This window comes from Mongoliibacter sp. (assembly GCF_007692705.1).
In the GTDB taxonomy this organism is placed as follows: domain Bacteria; phylum Bacteroidota; class Bacteroidia; order Cytophagales; family Cyclobacteriaceae; genus Mongoliibacter.
The window spans coordinates 1-18,481 of record NZ_REBN01000162.1 but is presented as its reverse complement, the minus strand read 5'-3'; the positions used below and the strand labels follow the sequence as shown (position 1 = coordinate 18,481).

Annotated in this window: 16 protein-coding genes; 15 read left to right on the top strand and 1 reads right to left on the bottom strand. The window is 37.9% G+C overall.

The window, feature by feature from the left end; translation table 11 throughout:
• Positions 1-99 precede the first annotated feature (99 nt).
• Positions 100-795 carry a ComF family protein gene (locus EA341_RS10640; protein ID WP_293013959.1) on the bottom strand — a complete coding sequence of 232 codons (696 nt, stop codon included), beginning with the start codon at positions 793-795 and terminating at the stop codon, positions 100-102.
• Between the two features lie 79 nt (positions 796-874).
• On the opposite strand from EA341_RS10640, the gene EA341_RS10635 reads away from it, so the two are divergent.
• The 15 genes from EA341_RS10635 to EA341_RS10565 form a co-directional block, all read left to right on the top strand.
• Positions 875-1,231: a carboxymuconolactone decarboxylase family protein gene (locus tag EA341_RS10635; RefSeq protein ID WP_293013957.1), complete on the top strand. Its 357-nt coding sequence runs from the start codon at positions 875-877 to the stop codon at positions 1,229-1,231.
• Positions 1,224-1,586 (top strand): hypothetical protein, encoded by a 363-nt coding sequence (locus tag EA341_RS10630; RefSeq protein WP_293013955.1) that lies wholly within the window; start codon positions 1,224-1,226, stop codon positions 1,584-1,586. Before EA341_RS10635 ends, EA341_RS10630 begins: the two co-directional genes overlap by 8 nt.
• Positions 1,587-1,615: 29 nt before the next feature.
• Positions 1,616-2,383, top strand: a complete 768-nt coding sequence (locus EA341_RS10625; protein ID WP_293013949.1) for an exodeoxyribonuclease III — start codon at positions 1,616-1,618, stop codon at positions 2,381-2,383.
• A gap of 31 nt (positions 2,384-2,414) precedes the next feature.
• Positions 2,415-2,813, top strand: a complete 399-nt coding sequence (locus EA341_RS10620) for an ATP-binding protein (RefSeq protein ID WP_293013945.1) — start codon at positions 2,415-2,417, stop codon at positions 2,811-2,813.
• Between the two features lies 1 nt (position 2,814).
• Positions 2,815-3,234, top strand: coding sequence for an rRNA maturation RNase YbeY (gene ybeY / locus EA341_RS10615; RefSeq protein ID WP_293013942.1), 420 nt, complete (start codon positions 2,815-2,817; stop codon positions 3,232-3,234).
• A 70-nt stretch (positions 3,235-3,304) separates the two neighbouring features.
• Complete coding sequence (gene mnmG, locus EA341_RS10610) at positions 3,305-5,170, top strand: tRNA uridine-5-carboxymethylaminomethyl(34) synthesis enzyme MnmG (RefSeq protein ID WP_293013940.1); 1,866 nt, start codon at positions 3,305-3,307, stop codon at positions 5,168-5,170.
• On the top strand, positions 5,170-6,072 hold the full coding sequence (locus EA341_RS10605; protein ID WP_293013937.1) for a class I SAM-dependent methyltransferase: 903 nt from the start codon (positions 5,170-5,172) through the stop codon (positions 6,070-6,072). The genes mnmG and EA341_RS10605 overlap by 1 nt, the downstream gene beginning before the upstream one ends.
• Positions 6,069-7,838: an Ig-like domain-containing protein gene (locus EA341_RS10600; RefSeq protein WP_293013935.1), complete on the top strand. Its 1,770-nt coding sequence runs from the start codon at positions 6,069-6,071 to the stop codon at positions 7,836-7,838. The genes EA341_RS10605 and EA341_RS10600 overlap by 4 nt, the downstream gene beginning before the upstream one ends.
• 460 nt (positions 7,839-8,298) lie before the next feature.
• Complete coding sequence (locus EA341_RS10595) at positions 8,299-10,056, top strand: long-chain fatty acid--CoA ligase (protein WP_293013932.1); 1,758 nt, start codon at positions 8,299-8,301, stop codon at positions 10,054-10,056.
• A 215-nt stretch (positions 10,057-10,271) separates the two neighbouring features.
• A complete protein-coding gene (locus EA341_RS10590) occupies positions 10,272-10,751 on the top strand; it encodes a MarR family transcriptional regulator (RefSeq protein ID WP_293013929.1) in 480 nt (159 codons plus the stop codon).
• 99 nt (positions 10,752-10,850) lie between these two features.
• Positions 10,851-13,256, top strand: coding sequence for a 3-hydroxyacyl-CoA dehydrogenase/enoyl-CoA hydratase family protein (locus tag EA341_RS10585; protein ID WP_293013926.1), 2,406 nt, complete (start codon positions 10,851-10,853; stop codon positions 13,254-13,256).
• Positions 13,257-13,349: 93 nt separating this feature from the next.
• Positions 13,350-13,721, top strand: coding sequence for a four helix bundle protein (locus tag EA341_RS10580; protein WP_293013924.1), 372 nt, complete (start codon positions 13,350-13,352; stop codon positions 13,719-13,721).
• 101 nt (positions 13,722-13,822) lie between these two features.
• Positions 13,823-14,998 (top strand): acetyl-CoA C-acyltransferase, encoded by a 1,176-nt coding sequence (locus EA341_RS10575; protein WP_293013921.1) that lies wholly within the window; start codon positions 13,823-13,825, stop codon positions 14,996-14,998.
• A gap of 153 nt (positions 14,999-15,151) precedes the next feature.
• Positions 15,152-16,951, top strand: coding sequence for an acyl-CoA dehydrogenase family protein (locus tag EA341_RS10570; RefSeq protein ID WP_293013919.1), 1,800 nt, complete (start codon positions 15,152-15,154; stop codon positions 16,949-16,951).
• 193 nt (positions 16,952-17,144) lie between these two features.
• Positions 17,145-18,481 (top strand): amidohydrolase (locus EA341_RS10565; RefSeq protein ID WP_293013917.1); only part of this gene is annotated, 1,337 nt, incomplete at its 3' end.

Here is an 18,481-nt window from a genome sequence, read left to right as displayed (position 1 = left end):
AAACCTTAGGATTCTGTGGGTTAAATATGACGAAAGGTTTTTTTACCCCATAAATTCCATCTATTAATCAAAACTGTAAAGAGGATAACCAATTGTATATCAATTCTTTCCTGCAGCAATGACAGCCATATCAACGGTTTGGGCACCATTTTCCAACAACAAATTTGCGCAGGAAATCAAGGTAGCTCCTGTGGTCATGACATCATCGACAATTAATATGCGCTTTCCACTTATCAAGCTACTTTCCACCACTTCAAAAACCCCCTCTACGTTTTGTAATCTTTCCATTCGTGATTTTTGAGTCTGCGTTTCGGTAAAAACTCTTCTATTGATAGACAAAACTACAGGAACCTTAAGGCTTGTATGAAGACCTAAAGCAAATTGCTCACTTTGGTTATAGCCCCTTCTTTTAAATTTTGTGCTGTGTAGAGGAACTGGAGTGATCTGATCCCAGTTATCCTGAAAACCCGCAGTTTTGAGTAGCTGACCATAGATTCTTCCCAGCTCTATACCGATTTCAGGCTTATTCCTGTACTTGAGTTGGTGCAGCAGCTTTTGGCTGTGACCTTTTTTGGTAAACCGTAAAAAAGACATTACCAAATTGGGTTTGGTCAAACCAAGAATCTTTGTAACAAGGTCATTATTCTGAGGTCGGAGATGATAGTTTGCAACAGGAAGCTTTGAAATGCAGGGCTTACAGAGCTGATCTTCAAACTCAAACAAGCTCCTTTTACAAAGGCAGCAGGTTTTAGGAAAAACCAATGCTAAAAAGTCATCAAAAAGAGGCAGATGCATATCAAAAAGGGTTTTAATAACTGAAGGACAGTAAAATACCTGCTATATTTGCAGGTTAAAATTAACTACTCATAATTTAATGAATTTAATAGAAGAGTTCAATACCTACAGAAGCGAAATGAATGAAAAAATCATGGCTTCTGACAACAAAGTTATCAAAAGGTTTTTTAACCTTGATACCAACACCTATGCTGAAGGTGCTTTAGACATCAAAAGCAAGGAAATGATTGGGCTAGCGTGTTCCATGGTGCTAAGGTGTGATGATTGCATCAAGTACCACTTAGGTAAATGTTATGAGTCCGGCTTAGACAAAAAAGAGGTATTTGAAGTATTCTCCATTGCTACTATTATAGGTGGGTCTATTGTGATTCCCCATCTAAGAAGGGCTGCAGAATACTGGGAAATTCTGGAAAAAGAAGGAAATAAGAATGTTTAAAAAAGATCTTGATCTTGAAAAAAGGTGGGGCAAGTTACTGCAAGGCTTGGAAGAGGTAATTGGGAAAAAACCTAAAGACCTCAATGCCGTCCTATTCTTAATAGGCGTGCAGGAACTTGGTCAAGGAAACAAAAATTTCTCCAAGGAACAGAAGCAAGACCTGATGCATATTGCAATTTGTAAAGTTTTAAGTTTGGCTGAATTTTATGAATTGGACTATATAGACCAAGAAGGTTGGCCACACTGGAAACTCATCAAAAAACTTCCCCATTTTGACATTCTTGAACAGGAAAAATTATTAAAAATACAGGTGCTGGAATATTTCGAACAAGAATACCAGATTGAAATCAAATAAATACATTCAACAAAAACCATCCTATCTACATGAAAATCGTATCCTATAATGTCAATGGAATCAGGGCAGCCATCAACAAAGGCTTTGTTGATTGGTTAACACAAGAAAATCCAGACATCATTGGCTTACAGGAAGTAAAAGCGATGGAGAATCAGATAGACACTTCCATATTTACAGATCTTGGATACCATGTATATTGGTACCCAGCAGTCAAAAAAGGATATAGCGGAGTGGCCATATTAAGTAAAGTCAAACCAAATCATGTGGTATATGGAATGGATATGCCTGCATATGATGATGAAGGACGAATGATAAGGGTTGACTTCGATCAGTTTTCTTTTATTTCATCTTACTTTCCATCAGGAACTACCGGAGATATTAGACAAGATTTTAAATATCAATTTCTTGATGATATTTATGGCTTCACTCAGGATTTAAGCCAAAAAATACCTAATTTGATTTTAAGCGGAGATTATAATATCTGTCATAAACCTATAGATATCCATAATCCTGTATCTAATAAAAATTCATCAGGATTTTTACCTGAAGAAAGAACATGGATGGATAAATTCACAGATTCCGGCTTTGTTGACAGCTTTAGAAAATTCAACCCTGAACCTCATCAATATACTTGGTGGAGCTACAGGGCAGGGGCTAGAGCCAAAAACCTTGGGTGGCGAATAGATTACCATATGGTAAGTGCACCATTTGAAAGTAAAATGAAAAACGCAAAAATATTGGCAGATGTACACCATTCAGATCATTGCCCAATAGTGTTACAACTAGATGTTAAATGAAATTAATAATGTAATTATCCATATATAGTCTATGAAATCTATTAAAATTTCAATTCCATCTCTGATGGAGAATATCAAAATTATAGAAAGCTTTATTGATAATGCTAAAGAAAAGTACACTATTGATGAGGATATATATGGAAACATCATGATTTCTGTAACAGAATGTGTAACCAATGCTATCATTCATGGCAATAATATGGATAGTACTAAAAAAGTAGAATTAGAACTAGCCTTGGGTGACAATGAAATTATGTTTACCATAACAGATCAAGGCAAAGGATTTGATTCTGAAAATCTAGAAGACCCAACATCTCCCGAAAATCTAGAAAAGGCTGGAGGCAGAGGAATCTATATCATCAAGCATCTTTCAGACGAAGTAAAGTTTGAAGATGAAGGAAGAAAAACAATACTAACATTTTACATGTAAAATGGCCATTCTCTTTTTTCAAGAAGATATTCGTTTTGATTTAAAACCTAAAAATAGATTTAAGTCCTGGTTAAGAAATATTGCAACATCAGAAGGCTTTTCTATAAAAGATCTGAATTATATATTCTGTACAGATGAGTACCTATACAATATTAATTTAGAATATCTAAAACACGACACTTACACAGATATCATTACTTTTGATAATTCTGAGAAAAAAACAGAAATAGAAGGGGATATATTTGTAAGTATAGAAAGGATCAAAGACAATGCAGTAAATTCTAAAATAGAATTCGACGCAGAACTAAAACGTGTATTGAGCCACGGACTATTACACCTGATGGGTTATAGAGACAAAACAAAAGAAGAAAAAAACACAATGCGTTTGATGGAAAATAAAGCCATTGAAATGTTTGAATAACAACTGTTCCACGTGAAACTATATGAATTAATAATCACTGTTTCACGTGAAACAATTTAAATAGAAATGTATGTTTCCAGAATATGATGTGATTGTAGTGGGGGCGGGACATGCAGGCTGCGAGGCTGCAAATGCTGCTGCTAAGATTGGTGCAAAAGTTTTGCTTTGTACTATGAATATGAACAATATTGCTCAAATGTCATGTAATCCAGCTATGGGTGGTGTGGCAAAAGGTCAAATTGTTAGGGAAATTGATGCTTTGGGAGGTATGTCAGGAATAATATCTGACAAATCTATGATTCAATTCAGGATGCTCAATAGATCAAAAGGGCCTGCTATGTGGTCTCCAAGATCACAAAATGACAGAATGAGATTTGCTGAAGAATGGCGATTGGCATTGGAGAGTAACCCAAATGTAGATTTCTGGCAGGAAATGGTAACAGGTATTGTTGTAAAAGATCAGAGAGTAACAGGTATAAAAACAAGTATCGGTATAGAAATCAAAGCAAAATCGGTTGTTTTGACAAACGGTACATTTTTAAACGGTCTTATTCATATAGGAGAAAAGCAATTCGGAGGTGGTAGAACAGGGGAGGCAGCAGCTAAAGGGATAACAGAACAACTGCAAAGTTTAGGGTTCGAATCCGGAAGGATGAAAACAGGGACACCGCCAAGAGTTGATGGAAGATCACTGGATTACACCAAAATGGAGATTCAACACGGAGATGAAAACCCAGAAAAATTCTCCTTTTCCGATGAAACAAACACACTCACACATCAAAGGCCTTGTTGGATAACATACACAAATAAAGAGGTCCACAGTACCTTGGAAACAGGTTTTGACCGTTCACCTATGTTTAATGGGCGCATACAAGGATTAGGACCCAGATACTGCCCTTCTATTGAAGACAAAATCAACAGATTTGCAGAAAGAGAAAGACATCAGATATTCGTAGAACCTGAAGGCTGGAATACAGTAGAAATATACGTAAATGGATTTTCAACTTCACTTCCAGAGGATGTGCAGTACGCTGCAATGAGAAAAATAGCAGGTTTTGAAAATGCAAAAATGTTTAGACCAGGATATGCTATAGAATATGATTTTTTCCCACCAACACAGCTAAAATTAACCTTAGAAACACAACTTGTAGAAAATCTGTATTTCGCAGGACAGATAAATGGTACTACAGGATATGAAGAAGCTGCTTCGCAGGGATTGGTAGCAGGTATTAATGCAGCATTGAAAGTGAAGGAAGAGGAACCTTTTCTATTGAAAAGATCTGATGCTTATATCGGCGTCTTGATAGATGACCTGATAAATAAAGGCACTGAAGAACCCTATAGAATGTTTACTTCTAGAGCTGAGTTCAGACTATTACTACGACAAGATAATGCTGACTTACGTCTAACACAATTAGGTCATAAAATCGGATTAGCAGACGACAGAAGACTGGAAAAAGTACTTGATAAAAAGAACGATACAGCAACCCTCATAAATGATTTAAAGCAAAAGCGACTTTCCCCCGATCAAATAAATGAAGGACTTGAAGAGTTTGAAACTGCTACAATCAGGGAGAAAATTACTATAGAGAAGTTGCTTAAAAGACCTCAGATGGGCCTAAAAAAGGTAATGGAGTTAGATCCTGATACAAGACTATATTTATCAAAATATAGCAAAGAGGCATTAGAACAAGCTGAGATCCAAATAAAATATGAAAGCTATATCATCAAAGAACAGCAAATGGTTGAAAAACTCAATAATATGGAGGATTACAAAATACCATTAGCTTTCGACTATTTGAGTATACCTGCTCTTTCTGCTGAGGGAAAACAGAAATTACAGAAAATTAGACCTGAGACATTAGGTCAAGCTTCACGGATTAGTGGTGTATCGCCGGCTGATTTATCAATATTAACCGTCTATTTGGGTAGGTGATGAGCAAACAGGAAAGGTTAAATAAATGCCCACTTTGTAAAAGTGGGCTTTTTCTTAATCATTTACAGTTAAAAGATCTTTCCATAAGTCAGGAAGAATTTTTATTGTGCCAATGCAGTAAATGTCATTTGGTATTTACCAATCCAAGACCTAAAGAAAAACACATACAAGATTATTACCAATCGGAAGATTATATCTCCCACAAGAATGAAGCAAATAACCTTGTCAATTTCTTATACAAACAAGTAAGAAAAATAACCTTAAATGAAAAATTAAAACTTATCAATCAGGAACAGCCAAACAAAAAGAAAATATTGGATATTGGCGCTGGTACAGGTCATTTTTTAGAAGCAGCAAAAAAAGATGGTTGGAAAACCTTTGGAATAGAACCTAACCCAGAAGCAAGAAATATATTGCTAGAAAAAGATATTAAAATTTATGAAAGTTTATTGGACATCAAAAAGGGTAAAAAGTTTACAGTTATTACGCTATTTCATGTTCTCGAACATATTCATAAGCTAAGAAAGACAGCAAAAAAAATACATAATTTACTTGAGGATTCAGGTAGCCTGATCATAGCAGTACCAAACATTAATTCATGGGATGCCAAACATTATAAAAAATTCTGGGCAGCATGGGACGTGCCAAGACATTTGTATCATTTCAACCAAGACTCTTTACAATTTTTTGCGGATGAATTCAACTTCAAAATAGAAAAGATACTTCCAATGTATTTCGATAGTTATTATGTATCTATCTTATCAGAAAAATATACACATCCCTCAAAAATATCGTTATTCAATCTCTCCAAAGGAATATTAAAAGGTATAAAATCCAATCATTGGGCTAAGAAAAATGAAAGTAATTACTCAAGCTTATTATACGTTTTAAAGAAAAAATGAAATATATAATACAAATATTATCCATTTATATATTTATTGCACTTTTTTCTTGTGCTCAACAAAGTACCCCTATGGGAGGACCTAAAGATGAAGAACCACCAAAATTATTATCTATTACTCCTGAAAATGAATCTTTAAATACCAAACCAAGGGAAATAGAACTCATCTTCAGCGAATATGTAAAAGTAGAAAACCCCAACAAAGGAATCATCATCACGCCAAGAATTAATAAAGATGAGATGGAGGTAACAGCGCTGAAAAATAAAGTTACCATCAAACTCAACCAAGAACTTGAGGACAGTACTACTTATGTATTCAATTTTCAAAAATCAATTTCCGATATCACAGAAGGCAATGTTCCTGAAAATCTTAAACTGGTATTTTCCACTGGACCTGAAATCGACAGCTTAACTTTTTCTGGTAACGTTGCATATACCTTTCCCCAAAAAGAAAAGAAAATCAAAGATGTCCTAATAGGATTATATACTATGGAGGATACAACAAATATCCTTACTGCACCTCCATACTATATTGGAGCAGCAGATACTGCAGGAAACTTCAAATTAACCAATATCAAAGCAGGAGATTACCTGGCTTATGCTTGGCACGACGACAATAACTCCTTAAAAGTAGAGGAAAAATCAGAGGCATATTCATTTTTAGGTGATACTATAAAAATAGACGAAGACATATCAGGGGTACAATTTTATCTCAATAAATCCAACATATCAGAATTTAAAATCAATAGAACTACATCTCCTGGAAGCAATTTTGACGTGGTTTTAAGCAAGTATCCTTTAGAAATCAAGGTTGAAGCCGATGGTCTAAACGACAGTTTATACTTGAGAAGAAATGAAAACACACTACGATTCTATCATCCGCCAATGGAAAATGATAGTCTTCCAATAACATTAAATTTGGTGGATTCTGTAGGTTTTAAAATAGATACTCTGATTTATGCAAAATTTGAAGAGAGCGAAAGAAGAAAAGAAGCACTTGAAACAAGCATAGAGGGACAGAAGAATTTTATAGAAAAACTACGGGCTGAATTCAAATTTAATAAACCAGTCAATACAATAAATTATGATTCATTATTGATCAAATATGATTCAGCTTCAATAGTACCCGTAAAAGAAGAGTGGCTATCATATAAAGACAGTCTTATCAGAACAAGAATAGTTTTAGAATGGCCAGTACCAGATAGCATAAGTATTGAAAATTTTATTGTTTATGCAGGCGACAGCACCTTTATAGATATAGAAAACCAATTTAATAAGGATAAAAAGGAGAGCTCTTTTCGGAAATTGAAAAAAGAAACTCTGGCAGAAGAAATTAAAGTAACAGTCAACACAGATGAATTGCCATTAATTATACAGATTCTCAGTAAAAAAGAAGAAATAATCGCTGAACAATACCTTACTGATAACAATGTAGCCATATTCACAAACATAGAACCTGCAACTTATTTGATAAGGGCAATTGTAGATACTAATTTAAATAGAAGATGGGATACACATAACATGTTGGAAAACAGACAAGCTGAGAGGGTCTACTACCTTGAAAATCCCAATGACAATAACAATAAAGAGACTACAGTAAGAGGAGGATGGACATTGGAGGTAGTTATTCAGCCAACAAAGCCTTTAGGCATAATACAAATTCCTAAACTACCTGAAGAAGAAAAGGAATATCTAAAAACAGAAATTGATGCACATATCAGAGAATTGTTGGAGGAAATCATGACAGAAAACAGTGTAGACAACTGACTATTAATATGTGGATTAGTGGGGAAAACTTGGGTACAATAGGTGACTTATCATCATTTCATATTTAGAAAGACAAAACAAATACTTACCCTGGGGATAAGTCCTCATTCATCCACCCTTATCAACAAACCCGTCAACAGAAAGTTCTTAACTTTTGGTAAAAACCGAGTTAACCACAAAATAAAAAACTGATCAAACATATAGCAGAAGATCAAACGATTACAATCTAATATACTGTGGATAAAAAGTGAATAAGGTATAATAGATAGCTTTTAAAAATGTGGACTAAAAAAACTTAAAATCTTATCAACAAATCCACACTATAATAGAGACCATAATTTCTTTTAATTAAATAACCATTTAGAAATAAATAGGAGGTGGATAACCTTCCAAAAAAATTGAAATTGGATTAATGGGACCTTTTTCATAATTTGAAATCTGTCCTAACCCATAACTCAATATGACCATCACCAGATTATTTGAAATCATCAATTATCAAATAGCGACATATGATAAAGATGTTGCATTAGCGCAAAAGCTTGAAGGAGAATGGAAGACCTATTCTTCAAGGGAAGTAAAAAAAATAGTAGACAATCTTGGTTTGGCTTTTTTAGCTTCCGGCATCAATAAAGATGATAAAGTTGCTATTATTTCCAACAACAGGCCTGAATGGAACTTCGTAGATTTGGCACTGCAACAGATTGGTGCAATTTCAGTTCCCATGTATCCGACCATCTCAGCAGAGGATTACAAGTATATCTTTGAACATGCAGAGGTCAAACAAGTATTTGTAGGAGATGAAGAAATATACCAAAAAGCTTTAGTGGCATCTGAAGGTACTGAAATTAAAATATTTTCTTTTGACAGGATAGAAGGTTGCGAAAATTGGGAAGAGTTCTTGTCTTCAGGGGAGACTGGTGATTTGGCCATTTTGGAAGAGAAAAAGGAAGCCATTCAGACAAACGATATTTTTACCATTATCTACACTTCAGGCACTACAGGAAGGCCTAAAGGCGTGATGCTAAGCCATGCAAATGTAATTCACAATGTTTTTGCTATTGAAGATAGGGTTATTGTAGAAAAGGGTTTGTCCTCTGCCTTGAGTTTTCTTCCATTATGTCATATTTATGAAAGAACAGGTTCCTTTTGCTTTATGTATATGGGCATTTCCATTTATTATGCAGAGAGTATGGAATCTATAGGGGATAACCTAAAGGAAATTCAACCACACCTATTCAACACGGTTCCCCGGTTATTGGAAAAGGTGTATGACAAGATTGTATCAAAAGGATATGAACTTACAGGAATAAAAAAATCCTTGTTTTTTTGGGCATTGAATCTCGGGCTAAAATACGAACCTAATAAAAACCAAGGTTGGTGGTATAATTTCCAATTGATGTTGGCGAATAAGATCATCTTTAGTAAATGGAGGGAAGCACTGGGAGGAAATATCATGCAAATTAATTCTGGCGCCTCTGCTTTGCAACCAAGGTTGGCAAGGGTATTTTGGGCTGCTCAGATACCAGTATGTGAAGGATATGGCTTAACAGAAACCTCTCCAGTAATATCTGCTTCAATATGTAACCTTGAAGATATCAGGATAGGTATGGTAGGCAAAATAGTAAAAGATGTAGAAGTCAAAATTGCCGAGGATGGAGAAATTTTGGTCAAAGGTCCGAATATCATGCAGGGATATTACAAACAGCCTGAACTCACTGCTGAGGTAATTGATGAAGGCGATTGGTTTCATACAGGAGACATTGGTGAAATTCACGAAGGTCATTTCCTGAAGATTACAGACAGGAAAAAGGAAATGTTCAAAACTTCCGGTGGCAAATACATTGCCCCACAGCCTATGGAAAATAAATTTAAGGAGTCCACCCTCATAGAGCAGATTGTTATAGTAGGAGAAAATAAAAATTATCCCTCTGCACTCATTGTTCCTAGTATTACCGGATTGCAGGACTGGTGTAAGCATAAAGATATTCCTTACACCACAGATGACGAAATGCTGAGCAAACCTGAAATCGTTGATAAATTTCAGAAAGAAATTGATATCCTGAATAAATATTTTGGTAAATGGGAGCAGGTTAAAAAGTTTAAAATACTCAAAGACCAATGGAATGTAGACACTGGTGAACTGACTCCAACCATGAAATTGAAGCGAAAAGTCATACATCAGAAATATGCGAAGGAAATCGAAGCCCTTTATGCCTGATTTATAGATATTTAATATTAGAAACTAATTTCGATAATATCAGTTTTTATAAAATAAACTACTTATAAAAAACTATATTTTGACTAAAATCAGAATATAGTTTTTTTTATTGCCTAATCATAAGTGTTATATTTCTTATGCATGCATAACTTTTTTTCAATTTAGTATGCATGCATACAATATTTTTTGTAAATTAGTCTCACATTAATTTGCTTATGAAGCGCGAAGAAACAGTAGACTACCATATTAAGAGTGCCTGGCATGCAATTTCAAGGATGTATAACCAAAAAGCAGCACAACAGGATTTTACTACCTCCATTGGATTTGTATTGATCAATATCAATTCCAAGGAAGGTACTCCTGCCACTAAAATTGCTCCTATGATGGGTTTGGAAGCCAGAAGTCTCACCAGGATGCTCAAGAATATGGAAGAAAAAGGGCTGATATTCAAGAAGCCTGATCCGATTGACAAGAGATCAGTGAGAATATTCCTCACCGAAGAGGGAAAAAAGAAAAAAGAAATCTCTGTTAAAACGATTAAGAATTTTAACGTATTGGTAAGAGAACATGTCAGCGAAGAAGAGTTAGACTTGTTTTTTTCTGTATTCCAGAAAATCAATCAAGTAATAGATTTAATCAATTCAGAAACATTAAACCCAACGCCGTACGACAATAAAAAAGTCTACGAACTCTAAACCAAAAATTCTATAAGGCCAAATATGCTAAAGACATTACCATTCAAAAGGTTGTCAAACATATGAAGCATTATAGGACTATTAAAAAACAATAAACAAATGAAAAGAACCATTAAAAAAGTAGCCATTTTAGGTTCAGGAGTAATGGGATCGAGAATAGCCTGTCATTTTGCCAATATTGGTGTGCAGGTTTTGATGCTCGATATCGTTCCCAAGGAACTGACAGAACAGGAAGAGAAAAAAGGTCTTAGCCTCTCAGATAAGACGGTGAGGAATAGGATTGTAAACGATGCTTTACAAAACACCTTGAAATCAAAGCCTTCATCTCTGTATGACAAGGCATATGTGGACCGTATAACTACCGGTAATTTTGACGACGACCTTCCAAAGATCAAAGACTACGATTGGGTACTTGAAGTCATTGTGGAAAGACTTGATATCAAGCAATCACTTTTTGAAAAAGTAGAAAAGCACAGGAAGCCAGGAACTTTGATAACCTCCAACACTTCCGGAATACCTATGCACCTGATGTGCGATGGAAGATCGGAAGATTTCCAGGTTAATTTTGCAGGAACCCACTTTTTCAATCCTCCAAGGTATTTGAAGTTGTTGGAAATAATTCCAGGACCCAAATCAGACCCTGCCAACATTGATTTCTTGATGGAGTATGGAGATAAGTTCTTGGGTAAAGAAACTGTTCTTTGTAAGGATACACCAGCTTTTATTGCAAATAGGATTGGCGTCTATGCCATTATCTCCGGAATGCATACAATAGAAAAAATGGGCCTTGGGGTATCTGAAGTTGATAAACTTACCGGTACTCTTATTGGTAGAGCCAAATCTGCGACTTTCCGGACCATGGATGTGGTTGGTTTGGATACCACAGTCAACGTGGCCAACAACCTTTACAAGACTTTGGAGCATGACGAGTCACGGGAAAAATTTAAACTTCCTACCATTGTTGAAAAACTATATGAAAACAAATGGTGGGGAGATAAGACTGGACAGGGCTATTTCAAAATGATCCGTCATAAAGATGGACGTAAAGAGCTTAAGGAACTTGATTTTGATACCTACGAATATAAAGATGTAGAAAAACCAAAATTCAAAGCTTTGGAAGCATCCAAGGATATTGATGACCTAAAAAAGAGAATCAAGTTTTTGGTGAATTTTGACGATAGGGCAGGTGAGTTCTATAGGGCATCTTTCTATGACCTGTTCAAATATTGCTCACACCGTATTCCTGAAATTTCCGACGAATTGTACAGAATAGATCAGGCCGTTTCAGCTGGATTTGGTTGGGAATATGGTCCTTTCGAAACTTGGGATATACTGGGTGTGAAAGAGACCGTCGAGAAAATGGAAGCTGCAGGAGAAAAAGCTGCTCCTTGGGTCCATGAAATGATCAAGAATGGAATCGGAAGTTTTTATAAGGTAGAAGGAGGTCAACGTATGTATTACGATATACCTTCCCAAAGCTACAAACCTATTCCAGGGGCAGAGGATTTTGTCATTTTGGAAACGCTCAAAGCAGCAGACAAAAAACTTTGGGGCAATGCAGGTTCATCCATATACTATATGGGGGACGATGTGATCGGATTGGAATTCCACACAAAAATGAATGCCTTAGGGCAAGAAGTTATTGAAGGAATCAACACAGCCATAGCCATGGCAGAGAAATCCTACAAAGGACTAGTCATAGGTAATGAAGGGGCCAACTTTTCTGCAGGGGCCAATTTGGCTATGCTATTTATGTTTGCCGGGGATCAGGAATATGATGAAATCAATCTGATGATAGCAGGTTTCCAGAAAACCATGATGCGTGCCAGGTATTCCTCAGTACCTGTAGTGGTAGCACCACACAATATGGCTTTAGGAGGCGGTTGTGAACTGTCCCTTCATGCAGATGCGGTACAGGCTCATGCTGAATTGTATATGGGCTTGGTAGAGTTTGGTGTGGGATTGATTCCAGCCGGTGGTGGTACAAAAGAGATGACACTTAGATTTTCACATGAAACCAAAGAAGGTGATGTAGAATTGAACAGGTTGCAGGAATATTTTATGAATATCGCTACTGCCAAGGTGTCCACCTCTGCAGAAGAAGCAAGAGGACTAGGCTACTTGCAGGTTAAAGACTCCATCACACTGAACAGAAACAGGCAATTGGCTGAAGCAAAAGCAAAAGTCTTATCTCTTTACGAAGCAGGCTATTCACAGCCTACCGAGCGTACAGATATCAAAGTATTGGGAAAAACTTCCCTGGCCTTGTTTGAAGCAGGCATCACAGGGATGTCGTATGGAAAATATATTTCAGAGCACGATGCCAAGATTGCGAGAAAACTGGCTTGGGTAATGTCAGGCGGAGACCTCTCTGCTCCTACATTGGTAAGTGAGCAATACCTGCTGGATCTTGAACGCGAAGCTTTCCTAAGTTTGACAGGTGAGAAAAAAACCCTTGAAAGAATCCATAGCATTCTGTTTAAAGGTAAACCGTTGAGGAATTAGAAGCGAGAAACGAGAAGCGAGAGACGAGAAGCGAGAAGCGAGAAGGTAGATAGAAACTGTAAAATAGGTGTTAATTAAACAAAATCTTTTGTTATGAAATTGAGACATAATTTTAAAAATCTGAAAGTTTGGAATAAAGCGGTGGATTTGGCAGTAAATGTTTATCAGATAACGAACTCTTTTCCTGTAGAAGAAAAATTTGGTTTAACCTCTCAAATGAGAAGATCAAGTGTTTCTATTCCTTCAAACATTGCTGAAGGCTCTGCTAGAAGCTCCTCTAAAGCAATGACAAACTGTTTGGACATTAGCTTGGGAGAGAGTTTTGAGTTGGAAACTCAAACAATTATCGCTTCAAGAATAGGTTTATTAAATCAGGAAAGCTTTGATTCATTAAACAAAGAGTTAGATGAAATCCAAAAAATGATTATCGGTTTCAAATCATCTCTAGAAGCAAACCCATACTGAAGACGTTAAACTGTCTCGTCTCTCGGATCTAGCTTCTCGCTTCTAACAGTGATTCAAGCAAGAAGTTTAAAACCAAAATAACACTTAAAAGAAATAAAAAAATGGAAGCTTATATAGTAAACGGATATAGATCAGCGGTAGGAAAGGCCAAGAAAGGTGGCTTTAGATTTTACCGACCTGACGACTTGGCTGCTGATGTGATCAAACACCTCGTGGCCAATACACCAGGCTTGGAGAATAAAATGGTAGATGACCTTATTGTAGGAAATGCCATCCCTGAAGCAGAACAAGGCATGCAAATGGGTAGGATGATATCACTCCTAGCCCTTGGCGTAGACAACCCTGGATTTATCATCAACAGGTATTGCGGGTCAGGTGTTGAAGCGATTGCCCTGGCAGTAGGAAAAATCAAGGCTGGAATGGCTGATTGTATCATCGCCGGTGGTACAGAATCCATGTCCCTGTTACCCATGATGGGTTATAAAACTGCCCTCAACTGGAAGATCGCCTCTGAAAACCCAGACTACTACTTGAGTATGGGTCTGACGGCTGAAGAATTGGCCAAAGAATATGACATCACTAGAGAAGATGCAGATCAGTTCTCAGTAAGGTCCCATGACCGTGCCTTGGCTGCGATCAAAGAAGGAAAATTCAAAGACCAAATTGTTCCGGTGGAAGTAGAAGAAACCTACCTGGATGACAATGGAAAAAGGAAAACCAGAAAATATACGGTAGACACAGACGAAGGTCCTAGACAGGGAACCTCCATGGAGGCCTTGGCTAACCTTAGACCGGCCTTTAGGCAAGGTGGACAGGTAACGGCAGGAAACTCTTCCCAAACGTCTGACGGTGCCGCTTTCGTAGTGGTAATGTCAGAAAGAATGGTAAAAGAACTCAACCTCGAACCAATAGCTAGGATGATGTCATACTCAGTTGCAGGTGTAGAACCTCGCATCATGGGTATTGGTCCCAAAGAAGCAGTGCCGAAAGCGCTGAAACAAGCTGGATTGACCTTGGACAAAATTGACCTGATCGAATTGAACGAGGCCTTCGCAGTACAAGCTTTGGCCGTCATCAAATCCCTAGACATGGATATCGATAAAGTCAATGTCAACGGAGGAGCTGTCGCACTTGGACACCCACTCGGATGTACCGGAGCCAAGCTTTCTGTACAACTCTTCGACGAACTCCGAAGACAAAACAAAAAGTACGGAATGGTCACCGCTTGTGTAGGTGGTGGACAGGGAGTAGCAGGGGTATTTGAATTGCTTAAATAAGAATCAAGAATAAAGAATCAAGAAACAAGACATGTTGATCCTCATGAAACAGGTTTGTGTCTTTTACAGGATTCTTTTCAAAACAATAAATAAATAGCTAAGTGATGTGTTTCAAGACGGTTTCTTGTCTCTTGCATCTTTAATCTTATCATCATGTCAACAGTAACAAAAAATTCAATCAATGGCGGTGAGTTCCTTATCAAGGAAACAGCAGCCCAGGATATCTTCATATTTGAAGAGTTTTCCGAAGAACAAAAAATGATGGCACAGGCCTGCCAGGATTTTATCGATACGGAGATCCATCCCAAAATCGAGGAAATCGATAGTATGAAAAACCCGGAACTAGTACCTTCTATTTTTAAAAAGGCCGGTGATCTAGGTCTGTTGGGTATCTCGGTGCCTGAAGAATTCGGTGGTATGGGAATGAGTTTCAATACTTCTATGCTCATCGCAGATATCATAGGAGCTGCCGGATCCTTTTCTACCACTTATGGTGCCCATACAGGCATTGGTACTTTGCCTATTTTGTATTATGGAAACGAAGAACAAAAAGCCAAGTACCTTCCAAAACTGGCTACAGGTGAATGGGCGGCATGCTACTGCCTAACCGAGCCTGATGCAGGTTCTGATGCCAACAGTGGTAAAACCAAAGCGGTATTGACAGATGATGGTAAGCATTATATCATCAATGGACAGAAGATGTGGATTTCCAATGCTGGTTTTGCAGATATCTTTATAGTCTTTGCCAAGATAGAAGATGATAAAAACCTGACGGCGTTTATTGTCGAAAAGGGTTTTGGAGGCTTGACGATGAATGAAGAAGAGAAAAAGATGGGTATAAAAGGTTCTTCAACCCGTCAGGTCTTTTTCAATGACTGTAAGGTTCCGGTGGAAAACATGCTTTCTGATAGACAGAATGGATTTAAAATCGCTGTGAATATCCTCAACATCGGCCGAATCAAATTGGGTGCGGGCGTTTTGGGAGGATGTAGAACGGTAGCTTCTTACGCCGTAAAATACGCAACCGAAAGAAAGCAGTTTGGTGTATCCATTGGTACATTTGGCGCGGTAAAGCAAAAGCTGGCTGAAATGGCTGTTAAGATTTATGCCTGTGAATCCCTTTGTTACCGTGCTGGTCAGGACATTGAAGACAGGATGGAAGCCATATCCTCAGAAGGACTGACAGATGCTGAAGCCAAACTGAAAGCCCTGGAGCAGTTTGCTATTGAGGCGGCCATTGCCAAGGTACATGGCTCGGAGGTTTTGGATTATGTAGTAGATCAAGGTGTGCAGGTTTACGGCGGTATGGGTTATTCTGCCGATGCACCAATGGAAAGGGCATACAGAGATGCCCGTATCTCCAGAATATATGAGGGTACCAACGAAATCAACCGTATGTTGATGGTAGGCATGTTGCTCAAGCGTGCGATGAAAGGAGAAATTGATCTTTTCGGACCGGCCATGGCAATTGGAAATGAATTGACTTCGGTACCGAGTTTCGAAAGTATTGATACTTCAGAGCTTTTTGCAGCTGAAAAAGAAGTAATCAAAAACCTGAAGAAAGTATTCCTGATGGTAGGTGGTAAGGCCGCCATGGCCTTGCAGGATAAAATTGATTCCGAACAGGAAATCATGATGAACCTTGCCGATGTGATGATCGAAATCTACGCAGCTGAATCTGCTATTTTGAGAACTGAGAAATTGGTTTCTATCAAAGGAGAAGAGGCATGCAAGCAGCAGATTGCCATGTCTAGGGTATACTTATTTGAAGCAGCAGAAATCATCCAATCCGCAGCCAAAGAAGCCATTGCATCTTTCGCCAAAGGAGATGAGCAAAAGGTGATGTTGATGGGGCTTAAGCGTTGGACAAAAGCAGACTTGGTCAATACCAAAGAACTGAGAAGAGAGATCGCAGATTTCATGATTGAGAAAGGTAAATACCCTTTTTCTTGATTTCGGTGTCTTGAAATAAAATCTTCATCGGAAAGCCTCGGAATTTATCCGGGGCTTTTTCTTTTTCATCCCAAACCACCTGTCTGAATAGATTTTTGTCAAATAGGAGGAATTCGATAGATTTGTTTATGGTTAAGAATTTTATCAGTTGATTTATATTCCAATACTTAATTTTGAGCATAAACAATAAACCATGTCAGACAAACAGCTCAACAGGAGAAATTTCCTCTCCCAAACTTTAGCACTTACAGGTGCTGGTTTGATCGCTCCATCCATTGGGTTTGGCCACAAGCTAAACCTTCCTTTTAGCAATACGCCATTTGCCCAAAACACTTTTAAAAATGTCCGCTTAGAAACTGCATTTATAAGGGATGAGATAGAGGTGATTGCCACTGAGACCGGGCTATTTACCATAGAGGTGGAAGATGGAAAAATAAGTAAAATTCTTCCCAATAATCCAGCTGCAGATGCCATTGATGCGCAAGGATTGCTGATGCTGCCAGCCATGAAAGACATGCATATCCACTTGGACAAAACCTACTATGGTGGAGCATGGAAAGCCAGGGAAAGTAAATTCCGTACTGTAAAAGAACTTATCGAACATGAGAAGGAAGTCATTCCTACCCTATTGCCACACTCAACAGAGCGGGCCAAAAAGCTGGTCGAATTGCTACAGTCCAAAGGGACTGACTTTGCGAGGAGTCATGTCAATATAGAGCCTACTTCTCAACTGGATTCTTTGAAGAATCTACAGAAAGCACTGGAGGTAAAAGAGTCGGGTTTTGGAGCAGAACTGGTTGCCTTTCCCCAGCATGGCGTCTTTTATTCAGGATCTCAGGACTTGATGAAGGAAGCGGCAAGCATGGATATTGATTTTATCGGTGGGGTGGACCCTTTTTCCATTGATGGAAATATTGAAAAGACCATGGATTTTACTGTTCAATTGGCCCTGGATTATGGTAAGGGGCTTGATATACACTTGCATGAAACAGGTGAGTCAGGTCTGCAAACAGTGCAATATTTGATTGCGAAGGTCAACGAAAACCCTATACTCAAGGGAAACACCTACCTCAGCCACTGTTTTATTCTCGGTGCCTTGGATGAGAATACTTTAGAGGCTACCTGCGAAGCCCTCGCAGAAGCTCAGATAGGCATTACTACCACTGTTCCGATTGGATACAACGTAATGCCCATCCCTAAGCTGATGGAATATGGCATACCAGTCATGGCAGGTACCGACTGCGTCACTGATCATTGGCAGCCTTTTGGTACGGGCAGTATGATGGACAAAGCCAAGACCATGGCCGAACTTTACCGCTATAACCATGAGTTTGGCCTTTCCAGGTCATTAGGGATTGGTACCAAAGGAATCACTCCATTGGATAAGGACGGCAAACAAGTTTGGCCAAAAGAAGGAGATGAAGCCAGTTTCAATTTGGTGGATGCCTCCTGTTCAGCCGAGGCAGTAGCGAGGTTATCCCCTCTTAAGAAACTGTATCACAAAGGAAATTTGGTATTTGAGGCTGAAAG

Bases quoted from the DNA above. Each gene is read 5' to 3' on its own strand.
- EA341_RS10640 (WP_293013959.1), bottom strand. From the start codon at position 795: ATGCATCTGCCTCTTTTTGATGACTTTTTAGCATTGGTTTTTCCTAAA.
- EA341_RS10635 (WP_293013957.1), top strand. From the start codon at position 875: ATGAATTTAATAGAAGAGTTCAATACCTACAGAAGCGAAATGAATGAA.
- EA341_RS10630 (WP_293013955.1), top strand. From the start codon at position 1,224: ATGTTTAAAAAAGATCTTGATCTTGAAAAAAGGTGGGGCAAGTTACTG.
- EA341_RS10625 (WP_293013949.1), top strand. From the start codon at position 1,616: ATGAAAATCGTATCCTATAATGTCAATGGAATCAGGGCAGCCATCAAC.
- EA341_RS10620 (WP_293013945.1), top strand. From the start codon at position 2,415: ATGAAATCTATTAAAATTTCAATTCCATCTCTGATGGAGAATATCAAA.
- ybeY (WP_293013942.1), top strand. From the start codon at position 2,815: ATGGCCATTCTCTTTTTTCAAGAAGATATTCGTTTTGATTTAAAACCT.
- mnmG (WP_293013940.1), top strand. From the start codon at position 3,305: ATGTTTCCAGAATATGATGTGATTGTAGTGGGGGCGGGACATGCAGGC.
- EA341_RS10605 (WP_293013937.1), top strand. From the start codon at position 5,170: ATGAGCAAACAGGAAAGGTTAAATAAATGCCCACTTTGTAAAAGTGGG.
- EA341_RS10600 (WP_293013935.1), top strand. From the start codon at position 6,069: ATGAAATATATAATACAAATATTATCCATTTATATATTTATTGCACTT.
- EA341_RS10595 (WP_293013932.1), top strand. From the start codon at position 8,299: ATGACCATCACCAGATTATTTGAAATCATCAATTATCAAATAGCGACA.
- EA341_RS10590 (WP_293013929.1), top strand. From the start codon at position 10,272: ATGAAGCGCGAAGAAACAGTAGACTACCATATTAAGAGTGCCTGGCAT.
- EA341_RS10585 (WP_293013926.1), top strand. From the start codon at position 10,851: ATGAAAAGAACCATTAAAAAAGTAGCCATTTTAGGTTCAGGAGTAATG.
- EA341_RS10580 (WP_293013924.1), top strand. From the start codon at position 13,350: ATGAAATTGAGACATAATTTTAAAAATCTGAAAGTTTGGAATAAAGCG.
- EA341_RS10575 (WP_293013921.1), top strand. From the start codon at position 13,823: ATGGAAGCTTATATAGTAAACGGATATAGATCAGCGGTAGGAAAGGCC.
- EA341_RS10570 (WP_293013919.1), top strand. From the start codon at position 15,152: ATGTCAACAGTAACAAAAAATTCAATCAATGGCGGTGAGTTCCTTATC.